Here is a 19,995-nt window from a genome sequence, read left to right as displayed (position 1 = left end):
CAACAGAACCAATTTCACAGATTGAGAACAACTCTTAGGCGTTGCGGATGATTGCTGAGAAGGTGAAATCCAAGATAAAGTCAATTCCAGGACCGCCGTCAACTAGGATGCTACTACCTGGCACTTTACTGTTGATGGTGAAAGTATCATTACCAAAACCGAGGAAAATATTGGTCGCTTCTAAGAGTGTGTAGCTGATGCCATTACTCATACCTAAGCCTGTGATAGAGTTGGCTGTCATTGTGCCGGTGTTAGGCGCGCCATCACCGCTATCATCTACGTTTAAGGTATCCACACCAGCACCGCCATCGACGAAGAGTAGAGCTAAAATGCCGTTAACTATACCTCCTCTGTTTGGTGCAGAAGTACTGACATTGATAATATCGTTGCCACCGCCAGCAAATATGTTTGTAGTGCTACGGATAGAGCGCACATTAAAAGTTTCTGATCCTACATTACCATAAATCGAGGTTGTAGTACGAGGAAATGTACTGGAAATAGTAAAGTTGTTGTTACCACTGCCTAATATGATACTTAAATTGTTGATTTCTCGATAAGTGATCCCACTTGTCATACCTAATCCTGTCAACTGAGTATCAGTTAATGTACCTGTATTAGCTGTGGTATCACTGCTATCCCTAACTTCGAGGCTATTGTTCTCTGGCCCACCAGTGATGGTTAAAGCAGCTGCTATGCTATTGAGTGTCGGTGTTCCAGCACTCGCAACTTTAATGACATTATTACCTGTACCTGCATTCAGGGTTGTGGCATTAGCGATCGCTTGTACATTCAAATTATCCGCACCGTCACCTGCATTAATGGTAGTTGTCGCACTGGTACTGCTGACAGTAAAGGTATCTGCACCCCTACCCAACTCAATGTTGAGAGTTTCTACTGTGCCGTAGGTGATGGTAGCGGGACTTAAACCAGTAATTGTAGTGGCGGTTAATGTGCCTGTATTGTTTGTATTGTCGTTTGTGTCATTGATCCTTACGGTGTCAGTATCAGCACCACCATTGATGGTTAAAGCAGCTGCTATGTCATTGACTGTTCTTAGTCCGCGATTACCAACATTAATCTCATCATTACCTGCACCTGTATTCAGGGTTGTGCTATGACTGATCGCTTCTACATCCAGAGTATCATTACCACCACCTGTGTTAATTGTGGTTGCAGCACCGGTATTGCTGACAATAAGGTTATCTGCACCTGTACCCAAATTAATGTTGAGAGTTTCTGCTGTGCTGTAATTTATAGGACGGCCAAGACCCAAATTATCAATGGTGGTGCTGCTTAATCTGCCTCCGTTGTTAGCAGTATTAGCACTATTATTGATGTTTATGGTGTCAGTGTCAGCACCACCATTGATGGTTAAATCAGATGCTATGACATTGAGTGTTGTTGCTCCAACACTACCAACATTAATTACATCATTACCTGCATCTGCATTCAGGGTTGTGGCATTAGCGATCGCTTGTACATTCAGAGTATCATTACCACCACCTGCGTTAACCGTGGTTGTTGCACTGGTGCTGCTGATAGTAAAGCTATCTGCACCTGCACCCAGATTAATGTTGAGATTTTCTACTGTGCCGTAGGTGATGCTACCAGAACTTAAACCAGTAATTGTAGTGCTGGTTAATGTGCCTGTATTGGCTGCTGTGTCGCCACTGTCATTGATGTTTACAGTATCAATACCATTACCACCAATGATGGTTAAGGCAGCAGCGATCGCATTGACAGTATTCGATGTGCTACTACCAATATTAATTACATCATTACCTCCACCTCCATTAATGGTTGTGCCTGCACCGCTAGTTCCCTGCACGTAAATTAAGTCATTTCCTTCACCCGCAGTCACAGTATCTTCACCAGTACCACTGTCGAGGGTATCGTTACCTGCACCGCCAGTAATGTTATCGTTACCAGCATTACCATAAATGGCGATCGCTTGGTTAATAGCCGAGGCATTAATTGTGTCATTGCCTGAGCCACCTGTAATGGTGGTAGCTGCACTAACTGCTTGTACAGTTAAGTTATTTGAGCCACTACCGAGGTTGATATTTAGAGTTTCTACTGTCCCATAAGTGATGCCATTGCTACCCAAGCCTGTGAGGGCTGTGGCTGTGAGTGTACCTGTATTGTTAGCAGTGTCGCCACTGTCATTGATGGTGATGGTGTCAGTGTCAGCACCACCATTGATGGTGAGAGCAGCAGCGATCGCATTTACGGTTGTGGGTGTGCCACCACCAACATTAATCACATCATTACCTGCATCGGCATTCAGGGTTGTGGCATTACTGATCGCTAGTACATTGAGAGTATCATTACCGCCATTTGCATTAATCGTGGTTGTTGCACTGGTGCTGCTGACAGTAAAAGTATCTGCACCTGTACCCAGATTAATGTTGAGAGTTTCTGCTGTGCCGTAAGTGATGGTACCGCTACTTAAACCAGTAATTGTGGTGGACGTTAATGTGCCTGTGTTGGCTGCGGTATCACCACTGTCATTGATAGTGATGGTGTCAGTTTCACTACCACCATTGATGGTTAAAGCGGCTGCTATGCCATTGGCTGCTTGTGTTCCGGCACTACCCACATTAATCACATCATTACCTGCATCGGCATTCAGGGTTGTGGCATTAGCGATCGCTAGTACATTGAGAGTATCATTACCGCCACCTGCATTAATCGTGGTTGTTGCACTGGTGCTGCTGACAGTAAAGGTATCTGCACCTGCGCCCAGATTAATGTTGAGAGTTTCTACTGTGCCGTAAGCGATAGTGCTGGGACTTAAACCAGTAATTGTGCTGCTGGTTAATGTGCCTGTATTGGCTGCGGTGTCGCCATTGTCATTGATGTTGACGGTGTCAGTTTCAGTGCCACCATTGATGGTTAAAGTAGCTGCTATGCCGTTGACTGTTGGTGTTGTGGCACTACCCACATTAATCACATCATTACCTGCACCTGCATTCAGGGTGATGGCATTACTGATAGCTTCTACATTGAGGGTATCCGCACCGCCATTTGCATTAATGGTAGTCGTCACACTGGTGCTGCTGACAGTAAAGTTATCTGCACCTGCACCTAGATTAATGTTGAGAGTTTCTATTGTGCCGTAGGTGATGCTACCGGAACTTAAACCAGTAATTGTGGTGGCAGTTAATGTGCCTGTATTGTTAGCAGTGTCGCCATTATCATTGATGTTGATGGTGTCAGTTTGAGTACCACCATTGATGGTTAAAGCAGCCGTTATGCCATTGACGGTTGTCGGTGTGGCACTACCCACATTAATCACATCATTGCCTATACCTGCATTCAAGGTTGTGGCATTAGCGATCGCTTGTACATTGAGAGTATCATTACCGTCACCTGCATTAATCGTGGTTGTCGCACTGGTACTGCTGATAGTAAAGGTATCTGCACCTGCACCTAAATTAATGTTGAGGGTTTCTGCTGTGCCGTAGGTGATGGTAGCGGGACTTAAACCAGTGATTGTAGTGCTGGTTAATGTGCCTGTGTTGGCTGCGGTGTCGCCAATGTCATTGATGGTGATGGTGTCAGTATCAGCGCCACCATTGATGGTCAAACCAGCTGCTATTGTATTGACTGTTGGCACTCCGGCACTAACAACATTAATTACATCATTACCTGCATCTCCATTAATTGTGGTGACGCTATTAATCGCCAGCACATTAATTGTGTCTACACCACTACCGCCAGTGATGGTGGTAGTAGTATTGGGGTTGGTATTCTGCACCGTGAAACTATTAGCACCATCACCCAATTCCACAGTTAGATTTTCTATGCCGATGTAAAAGAGGCCACTAGCTGCCATGCCTAAGCCAAGAATGTTATTAAAAGTGATACTTCCTGTGTTGGCAATAGTATCAAAGTCGTCATAAACACCTAATGTGTCAACTCCTGCTTGTCCATCAATAGTTAAGCCAGCCAAAATATTATTGAGAGTTCTGCCAACTCTGCCAGCATCAGCTAGAGGAGTGCCAATTTCAATGCGATCATCACCTAAACCGCCTAATACTGTTGTGCTTCCACTGCTAGTTCCTTGCACAGTAATTAAGTCATTACCTGCACCACCTATGACAAAATCTTGACCAGTACCAGTATCTAGGCGATCATTTCCTGCACCACCAGTAATGCGGTCATTACCAGCATTACCGAAGATGGTAATAGCTTGACTAGAAGCAGAAGCATCAATTATGTCATCACCTGAGCCACCTGTAATGGTGGTGACAGCAGTAGTTCCTTGCACAGTGAAGTTATTCGAGCCACTGCCCAGATTTACTTTCAATGTTTCTACTGTACCGTAGGTGATACTGTTAGGACTTAAGCCTGTAATTGTAGTGGCGGTGAGATTACCTGTACTAGCGGCTGTATCGCCACTATCATCAATAGTTAACTCGTCATTACCTTCGCCGCCAATAATGGTTAATGCTCCGGTAATATTATTCACTGTGCCACCCAAATTCGGGGTGAGACTACCTATCTTAATCTGATCGTCGCCTGCACCAGCATCAATGGTGATGGCATTGGTTGCGGATTGAATATTAAATGTATCAATATTGCTACCACCACGCAGATTATGCACATTAGTAAAGGTCAAACCATTAACTGTGCCGTTAGCACCGTTGACTGTCCAAGTGTTGGCGGTATTTTTGCCAATGATGGTTGTGTTTGCACCATTACCAATAATTGTTTCTATCCCAGTCAAGGCGGGATTATTTAAGTCAATGATGACTGGGCTGGTGAAGCCAGAGAAATCTAGGAAATCTACGCCGCCAGCGTCGTCGTTACCACCGCCAATCGTACCAGTGATTTGTCCAGTACCGTTGAAATTAAAGCGATCGCTACCACCACCACCGTCAACACCGCCCGTAAAGGTCACGCCATCATTGACAATAAAGGTATCTACTGTTGCACCACCAATGAGGTTTTCAATATTTCTGAAACCATCTTTGAGGATTTCACTAGTGGTAACAGTCACACCATTAACGGTAAAGGTTTCCGGAGTTGCATCAGAGACTTTCCCTGCACCATCTCCTGTTAATGTCCAAGTTGTGGTGACATTTTCTTCTTGTTCGATGGTATCTTCACCGCCACCACCATCAATTGAGCCTGAACCAAACAGCACACCACCGCGCAGCTTGAAGACATCAACAGCATTGCTACCATTGAGGTTCTGAATATTGCTGAAATTAAACGTTGTTTGCCCTGGTGCGATGAAAGTACCGCTATTGATGCCATTAACTATCCAGGTATTAGTTACACCGCTAAAGCCACCGAGGAGTAAATTAACACCCACACCGCCGTCAATAGTACCTCCTGGTGAGACAGCAGCATTGTTCATTATGAAAGTGTCGCTGTTGAAACCACCTTTTAAGTTAGCAATATTACTGAACCTAAGTAAGAAGTTTTGTCCTTGAACTAATCCAGCATCCTGACTGTCAATTGACCAATTTAGGGCTACACCAGAGTTAATTTGTAGAGTATTTACTCGCGACACTCCACCACCCTGAATACCACCTCCGGCGCTGAGTGAAGCACCAGGTTGGAAGATGAAAGTATTAACCCCTAAACCACCCACTAGCTTACCGATATTGCTAAAGAGATTAATCGCTCCTTGCAGATTTCCTGTGTCAGCACCAGTAATCTCCCAAGTATAGGGTCTGCCATTAGTATTAGCTATCTGGATGGTATTAATACCAGCAAAGCCACCGCCATCAATGGAGTTAAAGCCGGATAAACTACCACCACCACCGACAATGAAAGTATCAGCCCCTAAACCGCCATCAATGTTGCCAGAGAGACTACCGTTGTTATCGAGAATGAATGTATTTTCTCCATTTCCACCTTTCAGGTTAGCAATATTACTGAAACCACCTGTGATACCTGTAACCGTTCCTGCATCTGCCCCTATCACAGTCCAAGTTGTCGTAATATTAGAATCGATCGCTAAAGTATCGTTACCACTTTCACCATCGACTGCACCTGATAGAGTACCACCGGCCAGAGTAAAGCGATCGCGTTCTGTTCCTCCTTGTAAACTGCCAACATTAGTAAAGTTAATGGTGGCGTTATTCCCTTCAATCGGTGAGAAACTCAGACTACCCGCATCAGTTCCTGTCACTGACCATTGATTGAGTACATTGAGAGCTTGGAGAGTATTATTACCACCTTTACCATCAATCGAGGAGACTACATCTTCGTCAGCTATGGTGAAGGTATCTGCATTGTCACTACCCTCAAGCCTAGTAATGTTATTGAAAGAAATAGCAGTTTTAGGAATTCCGGAGTAACGATCGCCTGTGAGAGAAATTGCCTGACCAGCAAAGGCATCTTCTAGAGTCGCTGCTAACTGAATCTCCTGATTATTGAGCTTGATCACAAAGTAATTAGAGAAAGCTTGCCCGGTGACTAAATTATGATTGCGTCTGTTGTCGCTAGTTAAGATAGTTCCCCCGCCAATACGATTAAATGATAATCCCTGCTCCCCTTGTTCGCCTTGTAATAAGCCAGCATTCTGCCCAGAAATTGTCCAATTAACAAAATTGGCACTGTTACTTCGTAAGATATTGTTTCCTAAAGCACCATCAAGGCTACCTGTCAGGCGAGCATTGTCATGGACAATAAAGGTATCAGTCCCATTACTGCCAATGAGGTTACTAATCTGCGAGAATTGATAGACGAAATTTGTTTCCCCACTATCAATTCCACGTAAATTCCAGATGTCAGATTGGCTTTGTTTTAAAGTATTAATTCCGCCACGACCGAAAATTCCGCCACGGTTGAAAGGATTAAAACCGTTAAATACATTTCTTCTGATTTTACCAGCATCCTTAATAGTGAACAAATCGCTACTCGCGCCACCAAACAGAGACTCAATATTTTGGAAATTGTTAACTGGTATAAGTTGTCCTTCCGCGATTCCACGATAACCGATAGGTATCGCCCTTCCTTCATTGGCATTAATGAAAGTTTCTGCCAAGGCAATTCTGTAGTCATCTATCTTAATCGCATAGTAGATGTTATCCCGACCTTGCTCGTATTTTTCTAAAGTCCAATCGTTCAAAGATAATCTATAATTGCTGAGAGCGCGGAAGGCGACAGCTTGACCATTAGACAAGTTATGGGGTCGAGCAAATTCAATAAATTCGCTGACATTTAATCCAGGAATATTGTCGGCTGAACTACGTATACGATTAACATCATTCGCCTTAACTAAAAACTGAGTGCCATTAAGGGGAATAGCAGATTGTAAGTCAATGGGGATGTTGCTACCTGTTTGTGTTAGTTGAATCGTTAAGTTATCTTGACGAATAACTCGATAATATTCTTTATTAACAAGTGTTTCAGTCTCACCCGCTTGATAATCATGTTGATATTGGACGAGATCGCCCGTTACAAAATTATGAGGGCTGGAGAAAGTAATTGTCTTGTTAGTTGTATCGACTCTGGAGCTATTGTAAGTAACATAGGCATATTGACTCCGGTTAAGTAGTGCGTTCTGCTCTAAGCCTTCGCCGCCGATAAAGGTGTTCGTCTTGATCAGTTCGTGGTTATTGCCGCCGTATATTGTTGGGGATAAGGAAATTGGAAACTTACTATTAGATAAATAGGTGAGTTGGACTGTAAAGTCATCTTGACGAATTACCTGATAGAAACTACCACTAACCAATCCATCAATATCTTTATTCGCTTGATCTGTGCCGTTACGATACTGGACGCGATCGCCTGTCACTAAGTTATGGCGATAGGAGAAGGTAATAGTATTGTTGCCAGGATTGACGACGGAGGAAGAACTACCATCAAAAGTTAGCCCTGTGCTGGGGAATATCTTGCCAGCATTAATGTCTTCAATGCCCCAAATATTAGCCGTATCGCTTCCTTGTAAGCTGTTACTGCCACCACCACCATCAATCGTTCCCGATAAACTACCACCAGGACGCAGGAAGAAAGTATCATTGTTGTCGTCACCTTTGATGTCGCCAATATTTTGGAAATTCAAGCGGACTTGTTTAGTTAACCAATGTCTTCCTGGTATGGAAGGCAAAGACAACCCAGTAACTGTTCTTCCTTGATTATCCACAAGGGAAACAGTTGACTCATCAATTCTCTTGACTGTATATAACTCACCGCGTTTTAGTCCGCTTATATCTTTATTTATCTCGTCAGGAGTGGAAAAAGCTGAAGTCGGTCCATAATACTCGTGAGCATATAAGACAGTCTGACCATCCAATAAATTGTGGGGCTGTTGAAATGTGATGCGATCAAATCTAAATAGGGCTGGCGGGACAGGTTGTCCTAATGAGTTAAATCCTCCTACTAAGCTCACTTGATCGTAAGCTTTTCCGGCATTGCCACCATCTATTTCCCAAGTAACACCTCCGCTACCAACACCATCCATCAGGATCGCGTTGTTTCCTTCTCCACCATCAATTTTTCCTATTACTCCCCAGTCAGTTTGTAATTTACCGTTAACTGTCAAAGTTGTGCTTTTGATGTTAAAGGTGTCGTTACCTGAGCCACCTGTTAAATTACCAATATGGTTGAATTCGATATTAGTATTAGAACCGCCTTGATTGAGAGTGTTGCTAACACCAAAACTTTCCAAATCTTCCAGTGCAAAGCCATTAGAGACATTAATTGTCCAGGTATTATTGGTATCAGTTGCAATTAAGGTGGTGCCAATACCGTTACCGATAAAGGTTTCGATGTTGTTAAAGTTATTGTCACCCAGGTTAATCACCACAGATCCGGTGGCTTGGGAGAAGTCAACCACATCGGGTGTATCAGCAAGATTATCGCCACCGTCAACTGTACCAGCTACCTGAGCGGTATCGAGGAAGTTAAAAGTATCTCCACCAGCATCGCTATTAATTATTGCTGCAATCAGGGCATCGTTAGCAAAGTTAAAGATATCATCGCCACCACCACCGCTTACTGTACCTGTAATATCGATGCTGTTGACGTTATCCGTCATGATCAAGCCATTAGCAGTGTTTTGGATGGTAACGATCAACTCAGTGGTAATACTGTCTGCGCCTTGCCCAATCGTGTAGCTAAATGTATCAGTCAGGCTTGTACCTACAGGTAAATTCACCACTTGCGGAGCGGACAATTCCACTGCATAACTGTAAGTCCCATCAGCATTAATATTCAGTCTGCCATAGTTACCTGCAATTACAGTGGATTCATCACCTGTAACTGTTGTGCCTTCAACATCGCTGATGGTGACGGTATCTTCAGGATTACGCGCCAATAACCGCGCCAGTAAGTTACCTGTAATCAGTGCCAAACTAAAGACATCACCTGTTGCATCCGGTGGTACTTCCTCATCAATATGCACTACTGCATCTGGGGCTGTGAAGTTAAAGGTATCGACACCTGCACCACCAACTAAGTTATTAAAGCCAATAAAGGTAATGTTATCAATAACTACCTCATTTTCGCCGATAATTTCCCAAGTATTGTCTTGATCTGAGCCGATGATGGTGCTGTTTTGGTCATTGCCGATGACGACTTCAAATTCGCTGAAGTTAATGTCTTGCAGATCGATCGTTACAGGGTTAGCAACACCTGATAAGTCGATGACATCCACTGTGCCATTAGTATTCTCTCCACCACTGACAGAACCAGTAATTGTGCCTGTACCATTGAAAATTACTGTATCGCCACCATCACCTGCGTCAATATTGCCCGTGAAGGTGACACCATCATTGACAATGAATACATCTGCATCCGCACCACCCACGAGATTTTCAATGTTGGTGAAGCCATTTCTGAGAATTAAGTTGGTAGTGACGGTTTGACCATTGACGGTGAAGGTTTCTGGTGTGGAATCGGAGATTGTACCGGAATCTTCGTCGGTTAAGATCCAGGTAGTTGTAAAATCATCATCATCATCATCGGCACTGCCTTCTTGCTCGATGGTATCGTCACCTTTGCCACCATCAATCGAGCCTGAACCATACAGCACGCCACCGCGTAGCTTGAAGATATCATCAGCATCGCTACCGTTGAGGTTTTGAATGTTGCTGAAGTCAAAGGTATAAGTTGTGCCATCCTTCGTGGCGGTGAAAGTGCCACTATTAACCCCATTCACAACCCAAGTATTGATAGTGTCAGCAATTCCACCACTTAAGATGTTAACTCCGGCACGTCCATCTATTGTGCCACCTTCGGCAACAGTGGCATCTTCTAACTTAAATTCATCGTTACCTGCACTGCCTTTTAAGTTGGCAATGTTGTTAAATTCTAAGAATAAGTCTTCTCCTGTCACTTCTCCGCCATTTTGACGGTTGATCACCCAATTGAGGTCTGTATCAGCATTGATTTCTAGGGTATTTAGTTCCGGGTCGCCTTGTCCACCCTCAACCGTAAAACCAAAGTTCGATAAACCATTGTCCTCAAAGACAAAGGTATCTTCTTCATTACCGCCAATCAGTTTTTTGATTTCCCTAAATGCGGTGGTGTCGTTGCCATTGTCAACTGTACCCGCGTTTTCGGCGTTAATTGTCCAGTTATTCTCGATATTACCGCCCTGTAGGGTATTGTCACCTTCACCACCTGCGATCGCACCTGTAATGTAGCCATCTTCATCGAGGATGAAGATATCATTGTCATCGCCACCAATCAGGTTAGCTATTTGAGTAAAGGCTGTGCTTCCAGAATCATTGGCAATATTCCCGGCATTTTCATCGGTAATTGTCCAAGTGTTCTCAACATTACCGCCCTGTAAGGTGTTGTCACCTGCTCTACCTGCAATCTCACCTGTGATGCGGTTATTTCTTCCTAGGATGAAGGTGTCGTTGTCATTACCACCTGTGAGGTTGGCTATTTGAGTAAATTCAGTGACCCCGCTAATATTACGGACTCTACCAGCATTTTTATTGGTAATTATCCAATTGTTCTCAACATTACCGCCCTGTAAGGTGTTGTCACCTAAACCACCGTCGATCCCGTCTGTAATTTCTACAATGTCTTGATCTACTTGCAGAACGAAGGTATCATCATCATCGCCACCAATCAACTTGCTGATTTGAGTAAATTGTGTTGTCCCGCCGCTATTCTCTACTTTACCGGCATTTTTATTGTTAATTATCCAATCGTTCTGGACATTACCCCCCTGTAAGCTATTTTCATCTTCACCGTCACTTTCGCCGCCGACGATCTGTGTGATGTGATAATTTTCTTGGAGGATGAAGGTATCATCATTATTACCGCCAATCAGTGTAGTGATTTCACTAAATTTCGTCGTTCCTGCACTATTGGTGACATTTCCGGCATTGTTATCGGTAATTGTCCAAGTATTATCGACATTACCGCCCTCTAAGATGTTTTCACCTAATCCACCTGCGATCGCCCCTGTGATGTGGCTATCTCCTGGCAAGGTGAAGGTGTCATTGTTGTCGCCACCTTTGAGATTGGCAATCTGAGTAAAGCTGATATTGTTTCTGCCGTTATCAACTATACCTCGGTTGTCATCAAGAATTGTCCATTCGTTATTGACATTACCGCCCTCTAGGGTATTTTCGCCTAAGCCACCGACAATTCTACCTCTGATCAGTTTGTTTTCTTGCAGGCTGAAGGTATCATCTTCATCGCCGCCGGTGAGATATTGTATTTCACTAAATTCCGTCGTCCCGCCACTATTGGTGACATTACCAGCATCGTCATCGGTAATTCTCCAGATGTTCTCGACATTACCACCCTGTAAGGTATTGCTACCTAAGCCACCGAAAATCGACCCGGTAATATGGCTATCGTCTTCGAGGATGAAAATATCTTCTTCATCACTGCCTATCAGGTTAGCAATGTCCCTAAACTCAGTTGTACCACCGCTATTGGTGATATCACCGAAATTTTCCCTAGTAATTGTCCAAGTGTTTTCGAGATCGCGACCCTGTAAAGTATTGTCACCTAACTCACCAGCGATTTCGCCTGTGATTTGACTGTCGTTTTCCAGGATGAAGGTATCATCGCCATTACCGCCAATCAGGTTGGCAATGTTGCTAAACTCTGTTGTCCCAGCAATATTATCAATACTACCTGTATCGTTACTGGTAATTGTCCAGGTATTTTCGACACTAACCCCTTGTAGGGTGTTGTTGCCACCATTGCCATCAATGCTACCTGCGAGGCTGCCTAAATTGCTCAAGGTGAAGGTATCATTACTGCTCCCGCCTCGCAAATTACCAACGTTGGTGAAGTTTATACCATTAACATTACCAGCATTTGCACCGCTAATTGTCCAATTGGTTGCTACATCAGGGCCAGTAATTGTATTGAAGTTAGCAGACCCACCACCGTCAATTGAACCACTCAAAACACCTGCAACACCGATAGTAAAGTTATCTGAACCTGCACCGCCTACTAAATTACCGATACCTGTAAAGCCGAGGCTGAGTCCCCCAACACTACCAGTATCTGGGGCGGTAATTGTCCAGTTATTATTACCATCAGCACCTACCAAGGTATCCAAGGTAGCTACTCCACCGCCGTTCAGCGTCCCACTAAGACTACCGTTTGCTGTCAAGGTAAAGCGATCTGCACCAGCACCACCAGCGAGATTACCAATATTCTCAAATCCGCCACTAATACCTGTAACAGTGCCACTATTAGCTGTATTTATACTCCAATCACCACCACTGGATTTACCAACTAAGGTATTCAAGGTAGCCAAGCCACCACCATCAATTGAGCTAGTTAAGCTACCAGCCTCGCTCAAGATAAAGGTATCGCTCAAAGAACCACCGATGAGTTTACCAGCATTAGTAAACGCTTTAACAAATACCCCATCACTAACTAGAGTGCCTGAATTTGGTCCTAATATATTCCAAACATTGATACAGTCGGGTGCTTCAAAACTTGCCCCACCGAGATCAATAACGTATACAGATTGACATCCTTCTTCATCATTTTCATCATCATTTTCAGGATCGTCAGGATCGTTATTAACCTTGTCTTCTGGATTTTTAATCTCAATTTTTGGTGGTTCTACTGGTTCTGGTGTGGGGGTTGGTTCGGGAGATGGTTCGGGGGTTGGGTTGATCTCAATTTTTGTTTCTTCGTTTGGTGTTGGTGACCCTGATGGAGTTGCAGAGACACTGATTGCTGTACCAAGTCCTCCACTACCTAAACTTCCTATTACCCATGAAACTCCCCCAATGATCACCGGGCCAACAACACTTGTAACTGGAGAAAGTACTCGAATTGTTCCGCCAAATAGAGCTTCTAATACAAGGTTGGTTGTCACCGCAGTTGAGATTATATTTTCTACACCAGTAACTTGAGTTGGTTTTGGTGATGGGTCTGGTGATGGGCTTGGTGATGGACTTGGTGATGGTGACGGTTCCGTTTTGACTTCAACAGTCTTCTTGTCTGTAATTTTAATTTTAACAGGTCGGGGATCTGGTGTTGGTGTTGGGGTTGGTATCACAATCACCAGTGTATTATTACCCTGTCCGCCTTGTAAATTTTCAACATTGCTAAAGTTAACATCGACTCCAAAGTTCACTTTGCCAGTATTATCCCCTGTGAAGGTAAAGGTGGTATCGGCATTGCCGGCTGTTAAGGAATCATCCCCATCTCCACCATCTATTGTGGTTGCTGGCCCGTTGGTTGTGATGTTTAACGTAATTTGATCTGCTCCATCTAAAGCTGCAACGGTGAGTTTTTCAACTGTGCCGTAAGTGACGGTATTAGATGGAGTTAAAACCACTGAGTTATCATTAACATTGAATACATCGTCTTCTGATGTACCTAAGACTGTCAGAGTGTCAGTTCCTTCATTGCCTTCGACTATTGAACCAGCTAAAGCAGTAACAATTAAAGTATCGTTTCCTGCACCCCCAATCAGAGTATCCAGACCGGCTGCACCGATGAGGATGTTAGCATCTGCATTGCCTATAAGGCTGTCATTTCCTGCTCCACTCGTGACGTTTTCTATGCTGCTGATCCCACCACTAATCGCTGTAGCAGTACCATTTGCTAGATTGACGTTCACCGCCGTGGTGTAACTAGCATAGTTGAGGGTATCTACATCTTCACCTCCGGCTAAAGTTCCTGTCAAAGTCGCGCCATTAGCGAAACTAAATTCATCGCTACCCGCACCACCAGTTAAGTTGAAAATCTCTGTACCACTGAGATTGAAAATATCTGCACCACTACCACCTATTAAGTTCTCAAAACCCGCAAAACTTAAGGTGTTGGTAGCTTGATACTGGTTTGTATCTAAATTCCAGATAGCGGTGGTATTGAGTCCTGTAATGGTGTCATTATTGGCACTACTGCCGAATATCTGCTCAATATTACTAAATCCACCGACAAGGGTATTTACTGTACCGTTAAACCCATCTAAGTCACCCAATCCAGTTAAGCTGACATTCCGAGCAGAGGTATAGGCAGTAAAATCGACTGTATCTATTCCTGTACCGCCACTGAATGAGCCATTAAAACTCGAACCATTGCTAAAAATTAAGGTATCAGCTTGATTACCGCCAATGAGATTTTCAAAACTGCTAAAGGTGAGGCTATTTATACTAATGTACTGATTTGTGCTGCCTAAGTTCCAACTAGCAATGTTGTTTGTACCTTGTAAGGTATCGTTTGCTGTCCCACCTATCAGAGTTTCTATGGTACTGATTTCACCAGTAATTTTGGTGGCTTTAGCAGTAGCCAGATTAATATTAATAGCTGTAGTGTAGGCAGAATAGTCTAGTGTATCGGCATCTATATCACCAGCGATCGCTCCTATTAATTCTGCATTGTCATTCAGTTGGAAAACATCTGCACCTGCACCGCCAAAGAGATTAGCTGTCTGTGTACCAGAGATAGTAAATGTGTCAATATCGTTACCACCTCGTAAATTCTCTATCTCTGAGAAGTTCAGTGTATTAGTGCTGATATAACGATTCGTACCGTCTATTTCCCATCTACCTGCGGTATTCAAACCTGTGAGGCTATCAGCACCACTACTGCCGATAATTGTATCAATATTATTAAAATTAGTAAGATTACCAAATACACCTGGGAAAATACCGCCTTCTGTTCCCGCAAAGCCATCACTTATGCCTACATCTGTGAGGATAAGTTGTTTAGCTGTGGTAGAGGCTGCATAGTCGAGAGTATCTATGCCACTACCACCATCAATTGTAACTATTAAGGTGGCATTGTCATTAAATCGGAAAACATCTGCACCTGCACCGCCAAAGACATTCACTGCGTCTCTATCAGAGATAGTAAATGTGTCAACATCGTTACTACCTACTAAATTCTCAATCTCTGAGAAGTTCAGTGTATTAGTGCTGAGATAACGATTTGTGCTATCTATTTCCCATGTGGCTGTCGTATTCCTACCTCTGAGAGTATCAGCAGCACTACCGCCAATGATTGTATTAATATTATCAAAAACGGTAAAATTACTAGATATAATGAGAATAGGGCCTTCTAGTCCAGCAAAGCCATCATTAGTGCCTAAATCTGTGAGACTAATTTCTTTAGCTGTAGTATAGGCTGCATAGTCAAGGGTGTCTGTACCTGTACCACCATCAATCCTCCCTGTGAGGGTGGCATTGTCATTAAATTGGAAGGTATCTGCACCTGCACCACCTGTGAGATTGGCTGTCTGTTCGCCACTAATAATAAATGTATTGCTACTGCTACCACCAACGAGATTTTCAATGGCGGAGAAGTTTAGTGTATTGGTACTTAGATAACGATTTGTGCCGTCTATTTCCCAGGTAGCTGTCGTATTTAAACCTGTGAGGGTATCAACTGCATTACTGCCAATTACGGTGTCAATATTATTGAATCCATTGGTAATGCTGGCTTCTGTGCCTGCAAAGCCACTAATACCTAAACCTGTGAGGGTAATTTGTCTGGCTGTAGTGTAGGCTGCATAGTCAAGGGTGTCTGCACCTGTACCGCCATCTATTATCCCTGTGAGGGTGGCATTGTGATTAAATTGGAAGGTATCTGCACCTGCACCACCACTGAGATTGGCTGTCTGTGTGCCAGAGATAGTAAAGGTGTCAACATTGCTACCACCAATGAGATTTTCAATGGCAAAGAAGTTGAGTGTATTGGTACTCAGGTAACGATTTGTGCCATCAATTTCCCATGTGGCTCCTGCATTTAAAGCTATGATGGTTCCTGCATTTAAACCTGTGAGGGTATCAACTGCACTACTACCGATGATTGTATCAATATTATTAAAACCATTGCTAATGGCTGCTTCTGTGCCTGCAAAGCCACTAATACCTAAACCTGTGAGGGTAATTTGTCTGGCTGTGGTGTAGGCTGCGTAGTCGAGGGTATTTACACCTGTACCACCATCAATTGTCCCTGTGAGGGTGGCATCGTTATTAAATTGGAAGGTATCTGCACCTGCACCACCACTGAGATTGGCTGTCTGTGTGCCACTAATATTAAATGTATTGCTACTGCTACCACCAACGAGATTTTCAATGGCAAAGAAGTTGAGTGTATTGGTACTCAGGTAACGATTTGTGCCGTCAATTTCCCATGTGGCTGCTGCATTTAAACCTGTGAGGGTATCAACTGCACTACTGCCGACTATTGTATCAATATTATTAAAACCATTGCTAATGGCTGCTTCTGTTCCGGCAAAGCCACTAATACCTAAACCTGTGAGGGTAATTTGTCTGGCTGTAGTGTAAGCTGCATAATTGAGGGTATCTGCACCAGCACCACCATCAATTGTCCCTGTGAGGGTGGCATTGTTGTTAAATTGGAAGGTATCTGCGCCTGCACCACCACTGAGATTAGCTGTTGGTGTGCCTGATATCGCAAAGGTATCAACATCACTACCACCAGTTAGATTTTCCACTCCTGAAATATCTAAACTGTTGGTGCTGGTATAACGATTTGTGCCGTCGATTTCCCAATTGGCGGTGGCGTTAATCCCTGTGAGAGTATCATTGTCACTGCTACCAACTACAGCATCAATGTTGGTAAAGTTATTGCTAATTGTTGTTTCTGTGCCGATAAAACCATCGCTGCTACCTAAGTTAGTCAGGGTGATTTGTCTAGCGGTGGTGTAGGCTGCATAGTTAAGGGTGTCTGCACCTGTACCGCCATCAATTGTCCCTGTGAGTAGAGCCGCGTTATTAAATTGGAAAGTATCTGCACCTGCACCACCTCTGAGATTAACTGTCTGTGTCCCACTAATCACAAAGATATCGACATTGTTGCCACCAATCAGATTTTCCCATCCAAAGAAACTCAAACTATTGGTGCTGGTATAAACATTTGTACCGTCGATTTCCCAATTGGCGGCGGCGTTAATCCCTGTAAGGGTATCGTTGCCACTGCCGCCGCTTAAGGTATTAATGTTGGTAAAGTTAACAGAAATTGTGCTTTCTGTACCGGTAAAGCCATCTTGACTACCTATGCTAGTCAGGGTAACTTGTCGTGCGCTGGTATATTCTGCATAAGTCAGGGTATCTGCACCAGTACCACCATCAATTGCACCTGTGAGGCTGGCATTGTTGGCAAATCGGAAGACATCAGCACCCGCACCGCCACTGAGATTAGCTGTTTGTGTACCGATAATGTTGAAGGTGTCGATGCCAATACCACCCACAAGATTGGTAAAGCCTGTGAAATCTAGGGTATTGGCGCTATTTTCGTAAGTGGAGTTGTTATTAATTTGCCAGCTAGTAATTAATGCGCCTGTTTTATCTTCGAGGGTGTCGCCTGTAACGTTTGATCCTGTGAGTTTATCTACACCTAAAAAGGCAACTGGCCCAATCCCACTAAAGCCATTAGTATCGGTTTTTTCTAAAACTGTGCGTTTGGGAGTAGTGAAACCACTTAAATTTAATTCATCCAACCCGGCTAAGGCATCAAAGACCACTGCTAATCCCGCATTAGCTACAGAGGCATCGATTGTGAGTTTATCTGCTCCCGCCGTACCGATAACTTTGATGAGGTTATCGACATTGGGAGTAATGACAGTGGAATCAATGACTGTTGAGGTGAGATTACTGAATAATTCAATGGTCGTGGTGTCGGCATTGTAGCGTAGGGTTAAATCCTGGGCGGTAGTGCTGGTAACTGTTGCAGCAGATAAGCGGATGTTGTTTTGACCGGTTAGGTCTTCGATGCGGGAGAATTTTAAGGTGCGAGTGCGATCGCCGAAGGCGGGTCTTCGACCATCGCTAAAGGTAGGATCAGCATCAAGATTCCACAAACTTTCACTAAAGGCGTTAGGATTGGCGGTGAGAGTATCTCTGGTATTTGCTGAACCAATAATGGTATTAATGCCAGTAAAGTTGACTGTTCCTGAACCATTAAATCCAGTGATATCCGCACCATTGAGAGTGAGATTAATTGCGGTGGGGAAGCTGCTAAAGTCGAGGGTATCTTCTCCTGCGCCGCCAGTAATTAGTCCTGTAGGATTGACACTCAATTGGAATAGGTCTGCTTGATTACTACCAGTGAGGTTTTCAAAGCTATTCCACTCTAGGATATTTGTACTCAGATAACGATTACTACCGTCAACTTCCCATGTAGCAGAGGCATTTAAACCGATGAGTGTATCTGTCGCTGTACCAGATGCGATCGCATTAATATTGGTAAATCCTCCGATGATGCTGCTGTGTGTCCCAGCAAACCCATCATTACCACTTAGACCTGTGAGGGCAACTTGCTGTGCTGTGGTGTAGGCGGACGCATCTATAGTATCGGAGTCTGTACCACCATCAATTGTGCCAGTTAAATTCGCAGCGTTGTTGAATTGGAATCTATCTGCACCCGCTTGACCTCTTAAATCAGCAGTTTGACTACCAGTAATAATAAAGGTGTCGGCATTGCTACCCCCAGTCAAATTTCTGAAGCCTGTAAAACTGAGGCTATTGGTACTGATATAACGATTTGTACCGTCTATTTCCCAGGTAGCAGAGGCATTTAATCCTGTGAGTGTGTTGCTACCACCACCACCAATGACGTTATCAATATTGGTAAATTGTCCTGTCAGGTTGCTTGTACCAAAAAACCCATCACTACTCCCTAGACCTGTGAGGGTGACTTGTTGTGCTGTGGTGTCGGCAGAATAATTAAGCGTATCAACTCCCGCACCACCATCAATCGTCCCACTCAATATAGAGCTGTTACTCAACTCAAATATATCTGCGCCTGCACCAGCGTTGATATTGACTGTTGTTGCATCATTAATGGCGAAGATATCTTGTAGACTGCCACCAATCAAGTTGTCAATATCATTAAAGTTAATCTGATTATTTAGCGTTCCTGTCCCATTGCCAGTGAGAGTCCACAGATTCGCCTGATTCAGACCAGTTAATGTATCGTTTCCACGGCCTGTGATGTTTTCTGTTTCTGTGAACTCAAATATATCTGTGATATTACCAGCGTTTGTCCCTGTGATATTCCAGTTGACATTTACTCCAGCAGGGCCAAATATTGTATCTGCGTCTGCACCGCCAGCAAATGATAATTGCCCACCAGTAGTTTGTAGAATTTGAATTAAAGACGCATCCAAAAATAGAGAATCATCCCCAGCTAAGAGATTGGCATTAATCTGCGTCTGGGATGAGAAAGTGAATATAGCATCTACTGAAGTGTAATTTGCATCGTCAATACTGTACTCTAACCTATCAGCATTGACTCGCAGATAAAGACTATCTCCCGCAGCACTACCTGTAAAGGTGATTGTATTTGCTGTTAACCCTTCAATTGATAACGGATTAATCGCAAAATTCACTAAGGGTGCAGATTCGATTGGTTGATTAGCGTCCATAAGTCTCTACTGGAATATATTCAAAAATATTGCCTAGACACGATTGAGTCATTTATTGTTATCGATCTAAGATGCGGCTGTTTGAAATGAAGCACACAGTGACCTATCAAACAATAAATTTGCTTTGGATGGTGATGTGTAAAGATATTATTAAGGCTTTTAATACAAGCCTTTAATTACTATGTAGGGAACAA

At 43.6% G+C, this 19,995-nt stretch carries 1 protein-coding gene; it reads right to left on the bottom strand.

Going from position 1 to position 19,995, the window contains the following annotated elements; genetic code table 11:
- Window positions 1–34 precede the first annotated feature (34 nt).
- Window positions 35–19,801, bottom strand: a complete 19,767-nt coding sequence (locus tag FD725_RS19065; protein WP_179049599.1) for a hypothetical protein — start codon at window positions 19,799–19,801, stop codon at window positions 35–37.
- Window positions 19,802–19,995: the final 194 nt, after the last annotated feature.

The sequence above is a fragment of the Nostoc sp. TCL26-01 genome (genome assembly GCF_013393945.1).
In the GTDB taxonomy this organism is placed as follows: Bacteria; Cyanobacteriota; Cyanobacteriia; order Cyanobacteriales; family Nostocaceae; genus Trichormus.
This window is presented reverse-complemented; position numbering and strand designations above follow the sequence as displayed.